The sequence below is a fragment of the Acidovorax sp. GW460-11-11-14-LB4 genome (assembly GCF_059423685.1).
In genome coordinates this window covers 13040-29844 of sequence record NZ_JBWKYJ010000041.1, presented here as the reverse complement: position 1 = coordinate 29844, position 16805 = coordinate 13040, and the positions used below count along the sequence as shown (strand labels likewise).

Sequence of the window (16805 nt, the reverse complement as noted above, 5' to 3'; positions counted from 1 at the left end):
TTTTTCTTTGGGGGTCACCGCCGTATCAGCTCAGCGAGGTGATCAGGTCCACATACAGTTGCTTGGCCTCGTCGGCACCCGTGCCCTTGAGCTTTTCCCAGGCGTCCCACTTGGCACGGCCCACCATGTCGGAGAAGCTGGGCTTCTTCTCGGTGTTGTCGCCGGCGGTGGCTTGCTTGTACAGCGCGTAGATCTTGAGCAGCGTGGCGTTGTCGGGACGCTCGCTCAGGTTCTTGGAATTGGCCACGGCGGCTTCGAAGGTGGCATTGAGGTCGGCCATGTCGGTGTGCTCCTTGGGATGTGTGGGGGGAGGGAAAGAACGGTGTCGGCAAGGGTTTGCTGCGTTGTATCTTACGGGCTGAGCACGGCCCGGGGCCGCTCAATCCATAGAGGCAAGCCCCCAAAAATCAAACAATAGGTGTACATCTGATGGTGACCCGCATTCCAGCCCCCCGCAAAGCCGCCCCAGGCCGCAGCACGAGCCCCCTGCGCACCATGCGCGACCAGGCGCCTGAGGTGGCACGCAAGGCCGCCCAGGCCCTGCCCCCCGCAGCCCGCAAGGCCGCCACCGTGGTGCAGAAGAACGTGCGCCGCGCGGCCACCGGCATGCTGGGCCTGTCGGGCGAACGCATGAGCAAGGTCGATACCGCCTGGCTGCGCATGGATTCGCACAGCAACCTGATGATGATCAACGGCGTGTGGACCCTGTCACCCGGCATCACCTGGGAGGCGTTGTGCGAACGCGTACAGCAGCGCCTGCTGCAGTACCCGCGCTTTCGCCAGCGGGTGGTGGAAGATGCCGCAGGCGCCACCTGGGTGGAGGACCGCAACTTCGACATTGCTGCGCATGTGCTGCGCGAAAAGCTGCCCCACCGCACAGGCCACAGCATGCAGCGCGCACTGCAGGACCGCGTGGGCGAACTCGCCATGCAGCCGCTCGATACACGCCGCCCGCTGTGGCAAATGCACCTGATCGAAGACTTTGTGGGTGATGACGGCGCGAAAGGCAGCGCGCTCATCGTGCGCATCCACCACTGCATTGCCGACGGCATTGCACTCATCTCGGTGACCATGTCGCTGGTGGACGGCGGCTCGGAGCCCCCCAAGCGCAAGGCGCGGGCAGACAAGGAAGCCGCCACCGCCGAGGACTGGATCGCCGACGCACTCATCAAACCCTTCACCGGCCTCACCGTCAAGGCTCTGGACCTGGCGGGCGACAGCGCCGCCAAGTCGTTGCAGATGCTGGGCGACCCGGAAAAGGCCATGCACCACGGGCTGACCGGCACCATGGACATGGCCCGCGTGGCCTACCAACTCGTCAGCGACGCGGCGGCATTGGCGCTGATGCCAGACGACTCGTCCACGCGCCTGAAGGGCCAGCCCGGCAGCGCCAAGCGCGTGGCCTGGTGCCCACCGATTCCGCTCGAAGAGGTCAAGGCCATCGGCAAAGCACTCAACTGCTCCATCAACGATGTGTTGCTGTCGTGTGTGGCGGGCGCCATCGGCGGCTACCTGCGCAGCCAGGGCGACGACCCCACGGGCCAGGAGATCCGCGCGATGATCCCGGTGAATCTGCGCCCCATGGAAGAGGCCTGGAAGCTGGGCAACCGCTTTGGCCTGGTGCCGCTGGTGCTGCCGATTGGCGTGGCCAACCCAGTCGAGCGCGTGTACGAAGTGCGCAAGCGCATGAACGCGCTCAAGGGCAGCACCCAGCCCATCCTGGCGTTTGCCATGCTCGCCGTGGCAGGCCTGATGATCAAGCCCGCGCAGGACGCACTGCTCAACCTGTTTGGCCGCAAGACCACGGCGGTGATGACCAACGTGCCCGGCCCCAAGGAGCAGCTCACGCTGTGCGGCGCACGCGTCACGCAGTGCATGTTCTGGGTGCCGCAGTCGGGTGACATCGGCCTGGGGGTCTCCATCCTCAGCTACGGCGGCGGCGTGCAGTTTGGCGTGATCACCGACACCACCCTGTGCCCCGAGCCGCAGCAGATCATTGATGCCTTTGCGCCCGAGTTCGACCAGCTGTCGCTGCTCACGCTGATGCTGCCGTGGGGCGACTGAACGCATCTGCGTTGCCAGAGCCACCACCCTGCGTGCGTCTGGGGTGGGTGGTGGCCTTGCTGCTGTCTGCGGGCGGGGCACACGCGGCCGTGGAGGAAGAAAGCACCCAGCGGCCCTACGTGGTGCGCGCCCAGCCCGGAGAGACACTGCGCGAGGCCCTGCATGCTGCAACCCCCATTTCGGTGGGTGGACAGCGCTTTCATGGCTACACCCGCTGGAACGTGCGCTGGACCTTCCGCTGGTGGCGCGAAGCCTCGGGCCGCTGTGCGATCACCGAAGTCAACACCCGGCTGCGCACCGAAGTGCAGCTGCCCGACCTGCAGGCCGCCAGCCCGTCGCAGCAGGCGGTTTTTGACCGCTATTTGCAGGCGCTGTCCCACCACGAGCAAGGCCATGTGCAGATCGGGCGCGACGCAGCGCAGGCCATTGACCAGGCCATCCGCCAGATGCCCGCAGCGTCCGACTGCGCCACGCTGGAGCGCGAAGCCAACGCCTTGGGCCACCGGCTGCTGCAGGACCACATGGCGCGCGAGAAGCAGTACGACCAGCGCACCCGCCACGGTGCCACACAAGGCGCGCGACTGGACTGACCGCCCGGTCGACCACCAGGAGCGTTCCCATCTTTTCTATCGACCGGCAGGCTCACCCCTTGCGCTGAGGAGGCGCCGCCACCAGCGCATCCGTCAGGCGGGACACTGCGGCCACCACAGAGGCCACAGGTTCGCCCATCTGCGCGCGCACGATGGCGCCCTCCACCACCAGGGTGAGCGCCTGCGCGTCCTGCGCACGGTGGGAAGGCGCAGGCAACAAGGCAGCCAGCAACGCCGTCATGTCGCGCTTGTGGCGCTGCGCAATCTCCAGCACCTCCGGCACTGTGTCTCCCAACTCGCTCACGCTGTTGATGAAGGCACAGCCCCGAAAGTGCTTGCTGCCCAACCATTCCGCCAGGGCAGGCGCCAATGCCCGCGTGCGATCCGCCCCTGAGGGCAGCGCGTGCGCATGGCGCTGCAGCGCGTCGGCGAACCAGCCCATCCAGCCCGCGTGCCGGTACTCCAGATACGCACAGATGAGCGCGTTCTTGCTCGGGAAATGCCGGTAGAAGGTCACCTTGGTCACGCCAGACTCCGCAATCACCCGGTCGATGCCCGTGGCGCGGATGCCATCCCGGTAGAACAGCGCGTGCGCCGTGTGCAGCAGGCGGTCTCGGGCGGGCAGGTCCTGCCAGCCGACAGGGAGAGGATCAAAGGTCATTCGCTCATTGTAGACAAGTCTGTCTACATGGCTTTATGATGGCACGTAGACAGACCTGTCTACATAACCCTTCATCGTCGAGGTTCCCATGGAAACACGCCCGCCTTTGCCCCCCTTTACCCAACACACCGCCGTCCAAAAAGTGCGCCTGGCCGAAGACGGCTGGAACTCGCGCGACCCTGCCCGCGTGGCCCTGGCCTACACCGAAGACACGCGCTGGCGCAACCGCGCCGAGTTCCCCGTGGGCCGCGAGGCCGCCCGGCAGCTGCTGGAGCGCAAGTGGGCACGCGAACTGGACTACCGCCTCATCAAGGAGCTGTGGGCGTTCAGCGGCCACCGCATCGCCGTGCGGTTTGCCTACGAATGGCATGACGACGCAGGCCAGTGGTACCGCAGCTACGGCAACGAGAACTGGGAGTTCAACGACGCAGGCCTGATGGCCGTGCGCCACGCCAGCATCAACGACCGCCCCATCCAGGCCGCAGACCGGCTGTTCTTCTGGCCGCTGGGGCGCCGGCCAGACGACCATCCGGGGCTGAGCGACCTGGGCCTTTAAGAATCGGCTGCCAGCCAGGGGGACGGCAAGGGCTCAGGCCTGCGGTGCCACCTGCGCCACCGCCAGTTCCCACAAGGACTCGGCCACTGGCGACATCTCGGCACGCTGGCGGTACAGGCGAATCTGCACCGGCACGTTCCAGTCGGCACCCCCGGCAGCCACCAGCGTGCCGGCGCGCAACTCGTCGGCAATCAGGCTTTCGGGCAGCCAGGCCACGCCCCGCCCTTCCTGGGCCAGGGTCTTGAGCAACACCGCGTGGTGCGCGGTGAACACCACCACCACCGGGCCGTCAGCACCGTCAGCGAACACCCCGCGCATGCGGGCCCGCATGATGCGGCCCAGGCCCGACGCCTCGCTGTAGGCCAGCACGGGCACCGGGGCCTGCTGGCCGAGGGCGTGCAGCGGCTGGCCTGCTGCGCCGCCGGGCTGCGGCGCACTGACTGGCAGCAGCCGGTCGTCCGCCAGGCGGCACATGGGGTACTGCGCCTCGTCCAGGCGCCCCGGCACCTCGGCGTGGCCATGGCACAGCACAAACTGCACACGCCGCTGGAGCATCAGGTCTTCGCAGGCCTGCGAGCTGTCGGACATGGTCTGGATGGGCCCCAGCCGCAGGCGTGCCTCCATGCCCACCAGCCAGCGCGGAAAGAACGTGAGCGAGAGCACGTGCGTGGCCGCAAAGCGCAGGCTGGCAGCCGCCAGGTCGTGTGCAGCGCGGGCCTTGATGCGGGCGGCCTCCAGATTGGCCAGGATGGTTTCGAGCAGCGGCAAAAAGCGCTGGCCTGCCGCCGTGAGCGCCGCAGGATGGGCACTGCGGTCGAACAGCTCCACGCCCACCCAGTCTTCCAGGGCGCGGATATGGCGGCTGAAGGCGGGCTGGGCAATGGCGCGGGCCTCCGCCGCACGCGAGAAATTGCCCGTCTCGGCCAGGGCGAGGAAATCCTCCAGCCATTCCAGGTCCAGGGGTCGGTTGCCGGGTCCCATGTGTCTCCGCGATGGATCGGTAGATAGTTGTATGCGATTCGAGTATTGGACCGCTGCAGCATGGCGCGGAATGATCCACCCCGTTGTTCACCAGCTTTTCCAACGGAGACAAGAAAGCATGCCTGCCATCTCGAATTATCGCGGGATCATCCCCGCCATCTCGTGCCCCTTCACCCCCGACCACCGCATCGACGAGCCCGCGCTGCGCAAGCTCGCCGCCTGGCTGGCGGGCCACGAGGGCGTGGTGGCCGTCATGACCAACGGCCACACCGGCGAGGTGTTCTCCCTCACCCCGGCTGAACGCGCCGAGGTCACCCGCATCGTGGCCGACGAACTCAAGGGGCGCATGCCTGTCATTTCGTCCATCGTCTGCGAAGGCCTGGCCGACGCGGCCGACCATGCCCGTGCTGCCGTCGAGGCTGGTGCCGTGGCGCTGGACGTGATGCCCCCGCACCACTGGCTGCGCTTTGGCTTCACGCCCGGCCATGCACTGCAGTACTTCGAGGCCATCCACAAGGCGGCGCCCAACGCCGATCTGGTCTGCCACGTCTACCCGGCCTGGACGCGTGCCTCGTACTCGTCGCAGCTGCTGGCCGACCTGGCCCGGTTGCCCTACCTGCAGGCCTTCAAGGTGGGCCAGCGCGACATGAACAAGTACGCCCGCGACATCCAGGCGATCCGCGAGGCCGACGCGTCCAAGGCCATCCTGACCTGCCACGACGAATACCTGCTGGCCTCGATGGTGCAGGGCGTGGACGGCGCGCTGGTGGGTTTTGCGACCTTCATCCCCCAGCTCATCATCGATCTGTGGAATGCGGTGAAGGCCGGCGACTTGAAGAAAGCCATGGCGGTGCAGGCTGTCATCACGCCCCTGAAGGACGCGGTGTACGGCGGCGGCGAGCCCACTGGCGAGGCCCACGCCCGCATGAAGGGTGGCATGTACCTGGCAGGCGTGATCGACGACGCCACCGTGCGCCCACCGACCGAGGCGCCCAACGCCAAGGAAGTCGAAGCGCTGCGCGCTGCAGTGAAGCAGGCCGGCCTGCTCAAGCGCTGAGCGGTCCCTCCGAGGCGCGGGGGATTTTGAGTCTCCCGGGGCCTGATTGCACACAAGAAAACCGACAAGGAGACAAGACACCATGCAACGCCACCTTTTCCTCCGCGCCGCCCTGGGTGTAGCCACACTCGCGATGGCGGCCAGCAGCTTTGCACAGGCTTACCCCACCAAGCCCATCCGGATGGTCATCCCCTTTCCGCCAGGCGGCACGCTCGACACCGTGGGCCGCATGCTCGCGCAAAAGCTGGGCGACCAGATGGGCCAGAACTTCATCGTCGAGAACAAGGCGGGCGGCAACGGCGTGATCGGCGGCGACGTGGTGGCCAAGGCCCCGGCCGACGGCTACACGCTGCTGTTCAACGCATCCACCTTCACCACGGCGCCCATGACCATGAAGTCCGTGCCCTACGGCGTGGTCAAGGACTTCACGCCCGTGGCGCTGGTGGCCAAGGCCCCGCTGTCGGTGGCCATCAACAAGAACCTGCCGGTCACCGACATCAAGTCGCTGATGGCCTACGCCAAAGCCAACCCCGGCAAGATGACCTTCGCCGTGGGTTCCATCGGGTCGGCCGGGCACCTCTCGACCGAACTGCTCAAGCGCGCAGGCAACCTCGACTACCTGATCGTGCCCTACAAGGGCACGGCGCCTGCGTTCCAGGACCTGATCGGCGGACAGATCGACGGGTTCATCGACCCCATCCTGGGGTCTCTGCAGTACCACAAGAGCGGCATGCTGCGCGTGGTGGCCGTCACCTCCGCCCAGCGCGCCGCGAGCTTGCCCGACGTGCCCACGGTGGGCGAGACGATTCCGGGCTACGAGTTCTACAGCTGGTATGGCCTGTGGGGCCCGGCCAAGCTGCCGGCGGACATCACCCAGCGGCTGAACACCGAGGTGAACAAGGCCCTGGCCGAGATGACGCCCAAGCTCAAGGAGCAAGGGCTGCTGACCACACCGGGCAGCGTGGAGGATTTTGCGAAGTTCCAGCGCAGCGACATGGAGCGCTCGCAGAAGATCGTCACCGAAGGGAACATCCGTGTCGAGTAATGCCCGCCACGCCATCGTCACCGGCAGCAGCAGCGGCATAGGCCGCAGCATCGCCGAGTCGCTGCTGGCCGTCGGCTGGCGCGTGACGGGCCTCGATGTGGCCCAGGCGACGGTCGTTCACCCCTCGTTCACCCATACACCGGTCAACCTGGCCGATGGTGCCGATATCGCCCGCGTGGCCGCTGCACTGCCCGGCGTGGACGCGCTGGTCCATGCGGCCGGCGTGCTGCGCGTGGGGCCGCTGGGCCAGCTCGACCATGCGGGCGGCGAGCTGATGTGGCGGCTGCATGTGGATGCCGCCACCCGGCTGGCCGATGCCATCGTGCCCGGCATGGCCCAGCGCGGCCAGGGGCGCGTGGTGTTCATTGGCAGCCGCGTGGCGCAGGGCATGGCCGGGCGCGGTCAGTACGCCGCGACCAAGGCCGCGCTGATTGCACTGGCGCGCAGCTGGGCGGCCGAGGTGGCCGCGCAGGGCGTGACGGTGAATGTCGTCTCGCCCGCAGCCACCGCCACCGGCATGCTGAACGACCCCGCCCGCCAGGGCAGTGCACCGCGCCAGCCGCCCATCGGCCGCCTGATCGAGCCTGCCGAGATTGCCGCACTGGTGGGCTTTCTTCTGTCTGAATCTGCCGCCGCCATCACGGGGCAGGACATCGCGATCTGCGGGGGCTCTTCGCTCGCCCGCTGATCTTTCCTTTTGATCCCGCCCCTTTCCCTCTTTGCCAACCAACGCGACCACCATGAAGATCGTCAACATCCTCGAATCGACCCGTCCCATCAAGTCGGACATCCGCAACGCCTACATCGACTTCTCGAAGATGACGCTGAGCCTCGTGGCCGTGGTCACCGACGTGATCCGCGATGGCAAGCCGGTGATCGGCTACGGCTTCAACTCCAACGGCCGCTACGGCCAGGGCGCGCTGATGCGCGACCGATTCATCCCCCGCGTGCTGGAGGCTGAGCCGGCCAGCCTGCTGGACGAGACGGGCGAGAACCTGGACCCGCACAAGGTCTGGGCCCGCATGATGATCAACGAAAAACCCGGCGGCCACGGCGAGCGCTCGGTGGCCGTGGGCACCATCGACATGGCCGTGTGGGACGCCACGGCCAAGATTGCCGGAAAGCCGCTGTTCCAGCTGCTGGCCGAGCGCTACGGCAACGGCACGCCCAACCCGCGCGTGTTTGTCTACGCCGCCGGCGGCTACTACTACCCCGGCAAGGGGCTCGACGGCCTCAAGAAGGAAATGGAAAGCTACCTGGCGCGCGGCTACTCGGTGGTCAAGATGAAGATCGGCGGGGCCACGCTGGCCGAAGACTGCGAGCGCATCGAGTCAGTGCTCAAGATCCTGGGCCCGGGCCAGCAACTGGCAGTGGACGCCAACGGCCGCTTCGACCTGAAGACCGCCATCGACTACGGCAAGGCCCTGTCGCAGTACCCGCTGTTCTGGTACGAGGAAGCGGGCGACCCGCTGGACTACGAGCTGCAGGCGAAGCTGGGCGAGGTTTACAAGGGCCCCATGGCCACGGGCGAGAACCTGTTCTCGATGCAGGACGCGCGCAACCTGATCCGCCACGGCGGCATGCACAAGGACCGCGACTGGCTGCAGTTTGACTGCGCGCTCAGCTACGGCCTGGTGGAGTACCTGCGCACGCTCGACATGCTCAAGGAATACGGCTGGTCCCCCAGCCGCTGCATTCCACACGGGGGCCACCAGATGTCGCTGGCGATCGCGGCAGGCCTGGGCCTGGGCGGCAACGAGAGCTACCCCGATCTGTTCCAGCCCTACGGTGGCTTCCCCGATGGCGTGAAGGTCGAGAACGGCTACGTGACGCTGCCGCCGCTGCCGGGCATCGGCTTCGAAGGCAAGTCGGACCTGATCGCAGAGATGCGCGCGCTGGCATCCTGACGACTGGACACAAAAAAGGCACGCCCAGGGGCGTGCCTTTTTGCATCCAGCACCGCGTTCAGGTCGCAGAGCAGGTAAAGCTCTCGGCCTTGGCCGGATCGCCCGTGCCGTTGTAGCGCGGGAACTTGGGGTACTCGCACACCGGGCGCTGGGCCACGGGGGTGCTGGTGCCGGGGGCGAACTTCGTGGCGACCAGTTTGTCAGGCGCCGCGCCCTTTTCCACCCAGGCGTCCATGGCGGCGAGCAGGTCGATGGAGCGCGGCTCGGTGCCTGCGCCGTCCAGGTCATGCCCGTTGGAGGGCGAGGTGACCATGCGCGCAAAGCCCTGCACCTTGCTGGCGCCCAGGCGCTGCTTGACCGTGTCGAAATAGTCTGCCGTGCGGTACAGCGACACGCAGGTGTCGCCCAGGCCGTACCAGATCAGCAGCTTGCCGCCGTTGTCGGCAAAGGCGGAGATGTCGGGGTCCGTGCCATCAATCATCTCGGCCAGCCGCGCGTACTGCGCCTGGTACTGCGTGGGGTCGTGGCTCAGGATGTTGGCGTTGGGGTTGCCCTCCACCAGGCGTGCGGCTTCCGTTACGGCCATGTGGTTGAACGAATCGGGCGCGTCAAAGCTGGTGCCGAACATGTACGACTGCCAGTCGGAGGTGGACGCCCCGCCCCGGCCATAGCGCGGGTAGCCCACGGCACCGCGCGACAGGGTCACGGGTGTCTTGTGGTCGCTGTAGATGAGGCGGATGGATTCGATCTGGCCGGCCGTGAGGCAGCTGTCGTTGTCCGCCCCCTGGCACAGCAGCTCAGTGGGCACGTAGTTGCACGCCTCGATGTTGCCGATGATGCCGTCCTTCAGGCCATCGAGGCCATCACACGCCGCCACCTCGGCCTTGGCATACAGCGCGATCTTGGCGGGGCTCATCCAGTTGTCGCGGCTCTTGAAGATGTGGCGCAGCACCGTGGGCCCCAGGTTGACCTGGTGCGCCTGCTGGCTGATGGCGGGCTCCATGGCCACCACGCCGTCGTAGTCCTTGGGGTACTTCTGCGTGGAGATGAGCCCCGACCGACCGCCGTTGGAATGGCCCATGTGGTAGCGCCGCACGGGGCGCTTGCCATAGAACTCGGTGGCGATGGAAGTGCCCACCTCCAGAACGAAATGGTTGGCGTCGAACGCGTGGTTGCGCAGCGCCACGTCGCTCTTGCCCCAGGCAAAGCCGCGGATCTGGTGGCCGGAGTCGGAGCTGATCTTCACGTACGGGTTGGCCGACGGGCCCACCAGCTGCTGGTACCACGGGTCGTCGGTGGGGATGAAGCCGTCAAAGCCGCCACCACCAATGGTCAGCGTCTTGCCGTTCCACTGGGTCAGCGTGGGCAGCTCCACCGCCCAGTTGATGGTGGACTCGGGCGACGAGACGATCTGCCCGCGCACGATGCACACGTCGGGCAACGTGCCCTCGGCCTTGCGCAGCTCGGTACGGGTGACCTTGGCGCCATGGGGCAAGGCGGTGGATGCGTAGGCGGCACAGGCCTCAGCCAGGGGCTTGCTGGCCAGCGGGGGATTGGCGTCGCTGCCGCCGCCGCAGGCGGTCAGGGCCAGGGCTGCCACAGCACCCAGGGTGCAGACAGCGGTCCATCGCCCTGCGCGTGCCAGGGGGTGAGGGTGGCGTCGGGACGCCACGGCGAAGGGGTGGGGGTTCGGGAACATGCAAGGGTCTCCTGTTATGGCGGTTCTTCAGGAGCCCAGCGGGGCGGCGGCATGACCGGCACCAGCGACTGGACTCCGGTGCGGACGATAGGAAAAGGCGGCGCGGTTGCAGCCTCTGCAAATGCAGAGGGAGCGGGAAACTACCGAGCCCTGCAAACCCGCGCGGGGCACCCCGCCGCCGATCGCTACTGGTGGCGCAGCGCGGCCACCAGCTCCAGCTTGTTGCTCACGCCCAGCGCGGCATAGGCCGTGCGCAGGTAGGTGCGCACCGTGGCGGGCGTGAGGCCCAGCGTGGCCGCAATGTCCTTGTGCGAGCGGCCCTGGGCGTACAGCATGGCGGCACTCAGCTCGCGCGGTGCCAGGGCTTGCTTGTGCTGGCGCGACGCCAGGCTCACGGCCACCAGTGGCCCGCAGGGCTCCAAGCGCAGGCGGCAGGCCTTGCCCACCGACAGGGTGCAGGGCGCACCCGCCAGCGCCTGCGCCACCACCGGCGGCAGGTGGGTGCCGTGCCAGCCGGGGCTGGCCTCGCCCAACGCCCGGCTGATGCGCAGCCCGGCAAACAGCAGTTCGCCCGACGGCCGGACCAGGGCAAAGCTGTCCCAGGGGCGGCCGGGCGTGTCGCTTTGCAGGCGCTGCAGCCGGTGGTGCCACTGCTGCAACAGGTGCAGGACGAATTCGCCGAACAGCACGGTCTCTCCGTCCGAGAATTCCGGCCGCGTTGGCGGGCGGTAGATGGAGACAAAAAACATGAGCCCGCTGTGGGGCAGCTCGGCCGTAAGGGCCATGCAGTGGTACAGGCCGTGGCGCTGGCTGAAGGCGGCCACCTCCGGGTGCTCGGGTAACGGGCCCACCACGTCACGCTCACGGATCACCACCCCCAGCTGCTGCATGGACTGCAGCCCAAACAGGTCCACCGCCGCCAGCGCATTCCACTCCTGCGCAAAACTGCGGCTCAGGCCAATGCTGCCGTGCAGCCAGTTGCGGGGTGCCACCTGCACATCGCCCGCCGAGACCTCGCCCCACCAGGCGGAATCAAACGGCACCAGCCCCTGCAAGGTCTGCATGGCCTGGTGCAGCAAGTCCTGCGGGGCCACCTGCTGGGCTTGCTCCGACAGCCGGAGCAGGCTGCGGCTCAGCGCACGCAGAGGGTCAGAGGCCATGGTGTCTCCTGGTTTTTGGGGCGATGGTAGCCGCCCCACGGTGGCAACCCCAACCCTCCTGAACCCGTACTACCCGCCAAACCCCTGCGCACCAACTACCATATTGATAGCATCTCAGGCATATAGCACTAGCGCCCGAGGCCTCTGGAACACAAAATCAGGCCGTCAACCCGTTCACCGCCTGGAACATCGACTGCCGTGCCTGGCTGATGATCTGGCCCTTCCACACATCCGTGTCGGTGTAGAAGGCCGCCAGCATTTGCGCCTTGATCTGGGCAGCCTTGTCAGCCGGAGTTTCGGGGTGCAGTTGGAGCCATTGCTCGGCACGGATGGCGTTCATCACATCGAGCACGGGCACGGTGCCGTACTCCATGGCAATGCCGGTGTATTCGGCATGGGGGCACTCGTCGTAGATCGAGGTCCACATCAGGCCGGTGAGGAAGGCCGAGGTGGACGAGCCGTCGTAGATCGACGTGACCGGCGTGGCGCCGCCGCCGTCCCACCAGGCGCGCGCCCGGGCCACGGCCACGGCGTTGTCATTGCCCGCGTAGATGCGCTCGCCATGGCCGCTGGGGCCCAGGCCCGTGTGCAGGTCGATCCAGGCGATCTTCGACGCGGCCGCACCGTGCTGGCGCAGCACCTGGCGCAGCGTGCGGTTGCTCCAGGTGGGCTCGGTGCCGCCAAAGAACACGCCCTGCGGAAACTCGTGCTGGCCTTGCGAGATGGCGGCCTGCCACGCGGCCTCGCCCTTGGTGGCGATGTACTCCGCCACCGCTGCCTGGTTCTCAGGGCCGGGTGGCCACTGCTCGGGCAGCAGCAGGGGCTGCACCTCGCGGTAGGCCGTGTTCACGGGCAGGGGCTTGCTGAAGTCCTGGAAGTTGCGGTTCAGGTCCACGTTCTCGTGTGTGAAGCGGCGCACGTGCGAGAAGCCATACGGGTTGAGCGCGTGGATGTAGAGCGTGGCCACACCGGCATCGCGCGCCTTCGCGCGCCACTCGGCATCGTGCAGCGCAAACACCTGCACGCCGCTGCCGCAGTAGCCCTCGACGCCATGGCAGGCGCTGCTCACGATGAGCAGCTTTTTGGCATCGGCCGGGCCGTCACGCACCACGTCCATGGCCAGGTCTTCGCCGTCGCGGCCCTTGAGTGGGTGGGCGTGCGATTCGATGGACAGGCCGGCGGCTGCGGCGGCCTCCAGAAACTTTGTGCGCGCCTGGGCGTAGCTGGGCGAGAAGGCTTCAACGATTCCGGTCATGGGCAGGGCTTTCAGGAGTCAGTGGGAAGACAAAAAGAAAACCCGGGCACGCGCGCTGCGCACGCCCGGGTGGAGGAGGATCAACGGCGCGCCAAGCTGCTTCAGGCCGCTTTGGCGGGCTGGGCCAGCCATTCCTCGGCCAGCTTGACCCAGTAGGTCGCGCCCAGCGGGATCAGGTCGTCGTTGAAGTCGTAGCTGGGGTTGTGCAGCATGCAGGGGCCGCCGCCGTGGCCCATCTCGCGGTGGGCGCCGTCGCCGTTGGCGATGAAGCAGTACGCACCGGGTTTGGCCTGCAGCATGTAGGCAAAGTCTTCGGCGCCCATGGTGGGCTCCTGAACCACCACACGCTCTTCCCCCACGATACCGGTCATGACCTTGCGGGCAAATTCGGCCTCGGCGGGGGAGTTGACGGTGGGCGGGTAGTTACGCACAAACTCGAACTCGCAGGTGGCATCGTGCGCAGCGCAGTGGTTCTCGGCGATCTGGCGCATGCGCTTTTCAATGAGGTCCGTCACTTCGGTGGTGAAGGTGCGCACCGTGCCCTGCAGCTCGACGCTGTCGGGAATCACGTTGGTGGCCTCGCCCGCGTGGATCATGGTGACCGAGATCACGCCGGCGTCCACGGGCTTCTTGTTGCGGCTGATGATGGTCTGGAAGGACTGCACCATGCCGCAGGCAATCGGCACCGGGTCAATACCGGTGTGCGGCAGCGCCGCATGGCCGCCCTTGCCACGCAGGGTGATCTTGAACTCGCTGGTCGATGCCATCACCGGGCCGGGGCTCACGGCAAAGGTGCCCACGGGCATGCCGGGCCAGTTGTGCATGCCGTACACGGCTTCCATGGGGAACTGCTCGAACAGGCCGTCCTCGATCATCACGCGGGCACCGCCGCCGCCCTCTTCGGCGGGCTGGAAGATCAGGTACACGGTGCCGTCAAAGTTGCGGTGCTTGGCAAAGTGCTGGGCCGCCGCCAGCAGCATGGCCACATGGCCGTCGTGGCCGCAGGCGTGCATCTTGCCCTGGTGTTTGCTGGCGTGGGCGAAGGTGTTGAACTCCTGCATGGGCAGTGCGTCCATGTCGGCGCGCAGGCCAATCGCGCGGCCACTGGCGCCACCGTCGCGCCCCTTGACGATGCCCACCACGCCCGTTTTGCCCATACCCCGGTGGATGGGAATGCCCCACTCGGTGAGCTTTTGCGCCACCACGTCGGCGGTGCGCACCTCTTCGAAGCACAGCTCGGGGTGGGCGTGAATGTCCCGGCGCACCGCTGCAATACTGGCCGCCTGGGTGACGATGGAGTCAATAACGTTCATGATATGTGTCCTTACGATCTCACAGTCTAGCCCGACAGCAACACACGTGCCAACCCGGGTTATTCGCTAGCCACTCCATGATTTCTGCCCACGCCCTCGAACTTGCGCAAACCCTGGTGCGCATGAACACCGTCAGCCACAACTCCAATCTGGAGCTGATCCATTTCATCCGCGACCACCTGGCCCGGCTGGGCGTGAAAAGCCGCCTGACCTTCAACGACGACAAGACCAAGGCCAACCTGTTCGCCACCCTGGGCGAGGGCAAGCCGGCGGGCGTGATCCTTTCGGGCCATACCGACACGGTGCCGTGGGATGGACAGGACTGGACCATGGACCCGCTGAGTGCCTTGGTCAAGGACGGCAACCTATACGGGCGCGGCAGTGCCGACATGAAGGCCTTCATTGGCATTGCCGTGTCGCACGCAGAGCAGTTCCTGAACAGCGACGCGCCTTTTGCGGTCCATCTGGCATTCAGCTACGAAGAGGAGATCGGCTGCTTTGGCGTGAAGGAACTCATCGCCGACCTGCGCGACGCGAGCATCAAGCCCCTGGCCTGCATCGTGGGCGAGCCCACCAGCATGATCCCCGCCATCGCGCACAAGGGTGTGTACCGCTACAAGTGCTGCGTGCGTGGCAAGGAGGCGCATTCGTCCCTCACGCCGCATTCGGTCAACGCCATCGAGATGGCCGCCCGCGTGGTGGGCCGGGTGCGCGACATGGCGGAAGACTTTGAAAAGAACGAGCCCCGCTTTGAGGGCTTTGACGTGCCGTTCTCCACCAGCAGCGTGGGCCAGTTCCACGGTGGCATTGCCGACAACGTGGTGCCGCGCGACGCCGAGTTCCGCTACGAGTTCCGCGACCTGCCCACGGCCAACGCCGCGCAGATGCAGTCCGAGGTGGTGGCCTACGCCAAATCGCTGGAGCCCGCCATGAAGAAGGTGGCGCCTGCAGCGGGTTTCGAGTTCGAGACCATCTGCGAAATCCCGAGCTTCCTGGGCAGCAAGGACGACCCGGTGACGCGCCTGGCGCAAGAGCTGTCGGGCGAAAAAGGCACCACCCTGGTGGCCTTTGGCACCGAAGCGGGGCTGTTCAAGAACGCGGGCATCTCCACCGTGGTGTGTGGCCCCGGCAGCATCCAGCAGGCCCACCAGCCCGACGAGTACGTGAGCCTGGAGCAGCTGGGACGCTGCGAGGCGTTCATGCAGGGGCTGGCGCGCACGCGCACGCTGGGTTGATAACTGCGCAGCGGCGGGGGCCAACGCGCCCCCTCCGGAATGGGATCAGGTCCTGACCCGGCCGTCCCCGGTCAGCATCGACATCTCGACAAACTTCGAGGCTGCGTGGCTGGTGCCACTGAACGACACCGGAAAGCCCGAGATCACCTGGTTGCCGATGGACTCGGTGCCAGTGATGAAGCTCTCGCGCGTGATCTTTCCGCCGGCCTGTGCCTGGCGCAGGCCCTCGGCGAACACGCGTGCAGCCAGATAGCCTTCCATGCTGGAGTAGTTGGGCTGCACCTTGTCGCCACCCTTCTTGATGGCCTCCAGAAACTCGCGCGTGATCTGGCGCGAGGGCTGGTAGGGCGAGGGCACCACCTGCGACACCACCACACCCGCACCGTCCTTGCCCAGCTCGTCGGCCAGCGCCTGGGTGCCCACAAACGACACGTTGTAGAACGTGCCGCCAAAGCCCGCCTTGCGCGCCGCACGCACAAACGCGGCGGCCGACGCATAGGCCGTGATCTGCACCACGGCATCGGGCGTGGCGGGCACCAGCTTGTCCACGGCCGCTTTCACGTCCGTGGAGTTGCGCTCCACGGTGGCCGTCGCCACGGGTGTCAGCTTCAGCTCGGCCAGCGCGCGGTTCACGCCATCGAGCCCCGCCTTGCCATAGGCGTCGTTCTGGTAGAACACCGCAATCTTCTTGAGCCCCAGGTTGGTGAGCTGGCGCACGATGAGTGCGGTTTCGTCGTAGTAGGAAGCACGCACATGAAAGATCAGCCGGTTGAACGGCTGGCGCAGCGCCTCGGCACCGGTAAAGGGGCCAAAAAACGGCACCTTCTCCTTGGTGAACAGTGGCAGCGCCGCCAGGCTGGTGGGAGTGCCGATGTAGCCAAACAGGGCAAACACCTCGTCGGCAATCAGCTTGCGGGTGTTCTCGGCGCACCGGTCGGGCTCATAGCCGTCGTCCATGGTGCGGATTTCCACCATGCGCTTGCCCACGCCGCCCTGGGCGTTGAGCTGGTCAAAAAAGAGCTTGGCACCCTGGTTGAACTGCACGCCCAGCTGCGCCGCCGGGCCGGTGAAGGCGGCAGACTGCCCCAGCACGATGCGCCCCTCGCCCTGCGCACGCGCCAGGCCGAACCCGCCCAGCGCCACGGCGCCCATGCCCACCGAAAACTGCCTGCGCCCCAATACTGTCTGGTTCATGGTGAAATCTCTGCTCTTGTAAGAAGAAAGAAGGGGCATGCCCCTCTGCACTGCCGGTAGGCAGCCCCTTGGAAACGGGGGACCCATA

Annotated in this window: 16 protein-coding genes; 8 read left to right on the top strand and 8 right to left on the bottom strand. The window is 66.7% G+C overall.

Annotation, left to right across the window (positions count from 1 at the left end; genetic code table 11):
- Positions 1–25: 25 nt before the first annotated feature.
- Positions 26–280: an acyl-CoA-binding protein gene (locus AC07X4_RS15130; protein ID WP_056745710.1), complete on the bottom strand. Its 255-nt coding sequence runs from the start codon at positions 278–280 to the stop codon at positions 26–28.
- 149 nt (positions 281–429) lie between these two features.
- On the opposite strand from AC07X4_RS15130, the gene AC07X4_RS15125 reads away from it, so the two are divergent.
- Positions 430–2064: a wax ester/triacylglycerol synthase family O-acyltransferase gene (locus tag AC07X4_RS15125; RefSeq protein WP_494740538.1), complete on the top strand. Its 1635-nt coding sequence runs from the start codon at positions 430–432 to the stop codon at positions 2062–2064.
- On the top strand, positions 2052–2654 hold the full coding sequence (locus AC07X4_RS15120; RefSeq protein ID WP_494740537.1) for a DUF922 domain-containing Zn-dependent protease: 603 nt from the start codon (positions 2052–2054) through the stop codon (positions 2652–2654). Before AC07X4_RS15125 ends, AC07X4_RS15120 begins: the two co-directional genes overlap by 13 nt.
- A 52-nt stretch (positions 2655–2706) precedes the next feature.
- Here the strand turns inward: AC07X4_RS15120 and AC07X4_RS15115 are convergent, their stop codons facing one another.
- Positions 2707–3315, bottom strand: a complete 609-nt coding sequence (locus AC07X4_RS15115; protein WP_494740536.1) for a TetR/AcrR family transcriptional regulator — start codon at positions 3313–3315, stop codon at positions 2707–2709.
- Between the two features lie 88 nt (positions 3316–3403).
- Between AC07X4_RS15115 and AC07X4_RS15110 the strand changes: the two genes are divergently transcribed.
- Entirely contained in the window at positions 3404–3871 is a 468-nt protein-coding gene (locus AC07X4_RS15110; RefSeq protein WP_056059789.1) for a nuclear transport factor 2 family protein, read from the top strand.
- Between the two features lie 33 nt (positions 3872–3904).
- Here the strand turns inward: AC07X4_RS15110 and AC07X4_RS15105 are convergent, their stop codons facing one another.
- The gene (locus AC07X4_RS15105; RefSeq protein ID WP_494740535.1) at positions 3905–4852 is read right to left on the bottom strand and encodes a LysR family transcriptional regulator; all 948 of its coding nucleotides are present in this window, start codon (positions 4850–4852) and stop codon (positions 3905–3907) included.
- Between the two features lie 118 nt (positions 4853–4970).
- On the opposite strand from AC07X4_RS15105, the gene AC07X4_RS15100 reads away from it, so the two are divergent.
- From AC07X4_RS15100 to AC07X4_RS15085, 4 genes are all read left to right on the top strand, one after another.
- Positions 4971–5909, top strand: coding sequence for a dihydrodipicolinate synthase family protein (locus tag AC07X4_RS15100; RefSeq protein ID WP_056745719.1), 939 nt, complete (start codon positions 4971–4973; stop codon positions 5907–5909).
- Between the two features lie 82 nt (positions 5910–5991).
- Positions 5992–6954: a Bug family tripartite tricarboxylate transporter substrate binding protein gene (locus AC07X4_RS15095; RefSeq protein ID WP_099731431.1), complete on the top strand. Its 963-nt coding sequence runs from the start codon at positions 5992–5994 to the stop codon at positions 6952–6954.
- A complete protein-coding gene (locus AC07X4_RS15090; protein WP_494740534.1) occupies positions 6944–7642 on the top strand; it encodes an SDR family NAD(P)-dependent oxidoreductase in 699 nt (232 codons plus the stop codon). Before AC07X4_RS15095 ends, AC07X4_RS15090 begins: the two co-directional genes overlap by 11 nt.
- Before the next feature lie 52 nt (positions 7643–7694).
- Positions 7695–8861 (top strand): mandelate racemase/muconate lactonizing enzyme family protein, encoded by a 1167-nt coding sequence (locus tag AC07X4_RS15085; protein ID WP_146870160.1) that lies wholly within the window; start codon positions 7695–7697, stop codon positions 8859–8861.
- A 58-nt stretch (positions 8862–8919) separates the two neighbouring features.
- Here the strand turns inward: AC07X4_RS15085 and AC07X4_RS15080 are convergent, their stop codons facing one another.
- The 4 genes from AC07X4_RS15080 to AC07X4_RS15065 all read right to left on the bottom strand — a co-directional run bounded on the left by AC07X4_RS15080 (position 8920) and on the right by AC07X4_RS15065 (position 14288).
- Positions 8920–10560 (bottom strand): tannase/feruloyl esterase family alpha/beta hydrolase, encoded by a 1641-nt coding sequence (locus AC07X4_RS15080; protein ID WP_494740533.1) that lies wholly within the window; start codon positions 10558–10560, stop codon positions 8920–8922.
- 185 nt (positions 10561–10745) lie between these two features.
- Positions 10746–11720, bottom strand: a complete 975-nt coding sequence (locus tag AC07X4_RS15075) for a helix-turn-helix transcriptional regulator (RefSeq protein WP_494740532.1) — start codon at positions 11718–11720, stop codon at positions 10746–10748.
- 157 nt (positions 11721–11877) lie between these two features.
- Complete coding sequence (locus AC07X4_RS15070; protein ID WP_444824055.1) at positions 11878–12975, bottom strand: M14 family metallopeptidase; 1098 nt, start codon at positions 12973–12975, stop codon at positions 11878–11880.
- 101 nt (positions 12976–13076) lie between these two features.
- Positions 13077–14288 (bottom strand): M20 aminoacylase family protein, encoded by a 1212-nt coding sequence (locus tag AC07X4_RS15065; RefSeq protein WP_121941800.1) that lies wholly within the window; start codon positions 14286–14288, stop codon positions 13077–13079.
- 77 nt (positions 14289–14365) lie between these two features.
- Between AC07X4_RS15065 and argE the strand changes: the two genes are divergently transcribed.
- Positions 14366–15523, top strand: coding sequence for an acetylornithine deacetylase (gene argE / locus AC07X4_RS15060; protein WP_099731437.1), 1158 nt, complete (start codon positions 14366–14368; stop codon positions 15521–15523).
- Positions 15524–15568: 45 nt separating this feature from the next.
- On the opposite strand, the gene AC07X4_RS15055 is transcribed toward argE, so the two are convergent.
- Positions 15569–16717: an ABC transporter substrate-binding protein gene (locus AC07X4_RS15055; RefSeq protein WP_056745736.1), complete on the bottom strand. Its 1149-nt coding sequence runs from the start codon at positions 16715–16717 to the stop codon at positions 15569–15571.
- Positions 16718–16805 lie beyond the last annotated feature (88 nt).

What these genes read in the sequence shown, in the direction of transcription:
- AC07X4_RS15130 (WP_056745710.1), bottom strand. Translation starts at nt 280, where the DNA reads ATGGCCGACCTCAATGCCACCTTCGAAGCCGCCGTGGCCAATTCCAAG.
- AC07X4_RS15125 (WP_494740538.1), top strand. Translation starts at nt 430, where the DNA reads ATGGTGACCCGCATTCCAGCCCCCCGCAAAGCCGCCCCAGGCCGCAGC.
- AC07X4_RS15115 (WP_494740536.1), bottom strand. Translation starts at nt 3,315, where the DNA reads ATGACCTTTGATCCTCTCCCTGTCGGCTGGCAGGACCTGCCCGCCCGA.
- AC07X4_RS15110 (WP_056059789.1), top strand. Translation starts at nt 3,404, where the DNA reads ATGGAAACACGCCCGCCTTTGCCCCCCTTTACCCAACACACCGCCGTC.
- AC07X4_RS15105 (WP_494740535.1), bottom strand. Translation starts at nt 4,852, where the DNA reads ATGGGACCCGGCAACCGACCCCTGGACCTGGAATGGCTGGAGGATTTC.
- AC07X4_RS15100 (WP_056745719.1), top strand. Translation starts at nt 4,971, where the DNA reads ATGCCTGCCATCTCGAATTATCGCGGGATCATCCCCGCCATCTCGTGC.
- AC07X4_RS15095 (WP_099731431.1), top strand. Translation starts at nt 5,992, where the DNA reads ATGCAACGCCACCTTTTCCTCCGCGCCGCCCTGGGTGTAGCCACACTC.
- AC07X4_RS15085 (WP_146870160.1), top strand. Translation starts at nt 7,695, where the DNA reads ATGAAGATCGTCAACATCCTCGAATCGACCCGTCCCATCAAGTCGGAC.
- AC07X4_RS15080 (WP_494740533.1), bottom strand. Translation starts at nt 10,560, where the DNA reads ATGTTCCCGAACCCCCACCCCTTCGCCGTGGCGTCCCGACGCCACCCT.
- AC07X4_RS15075 (WP_494740532.1), bottom strand. Translation starts at nt 11,720, where the DNA reads ATGGCCTCTGACCCTCTGCGTGCGCTGAGCCGCAGCCTGCTCCGGCTG.
- AC07X4_RS15070 (WP_444824055.1), bottom strand. Translation starts at nt 12,975, where the DNA reads ATGACCGGAATCGTTGAAGCCTTCTCGCCCAGCTACGCCCAGGCGCGC.
- AC07X4_RS15065 (WP_121941800.1), bottom strand. Translation starts at nt 14,288, where the DNA reads ATGAACGTTATTGACTCCATCGTCACCCAGGCGGCCAGTATTGCAGCG.
- argE (WP_099731437.1), top strand. Translation starts at nt 14,366, where the DNA reads ATGATTTCTGCCCACGCCCTCGAACTTGCGCAAACCCTGGTGCGCATG.
- AC07X4_RS15055 (WP_056745736.1), bottom strand. Translation starts at nt 16,717, where the DNA reads ATGAACCAGACAGTATTGGGGCGCAGGCAGTTTTCGGTGGGCATGGGC.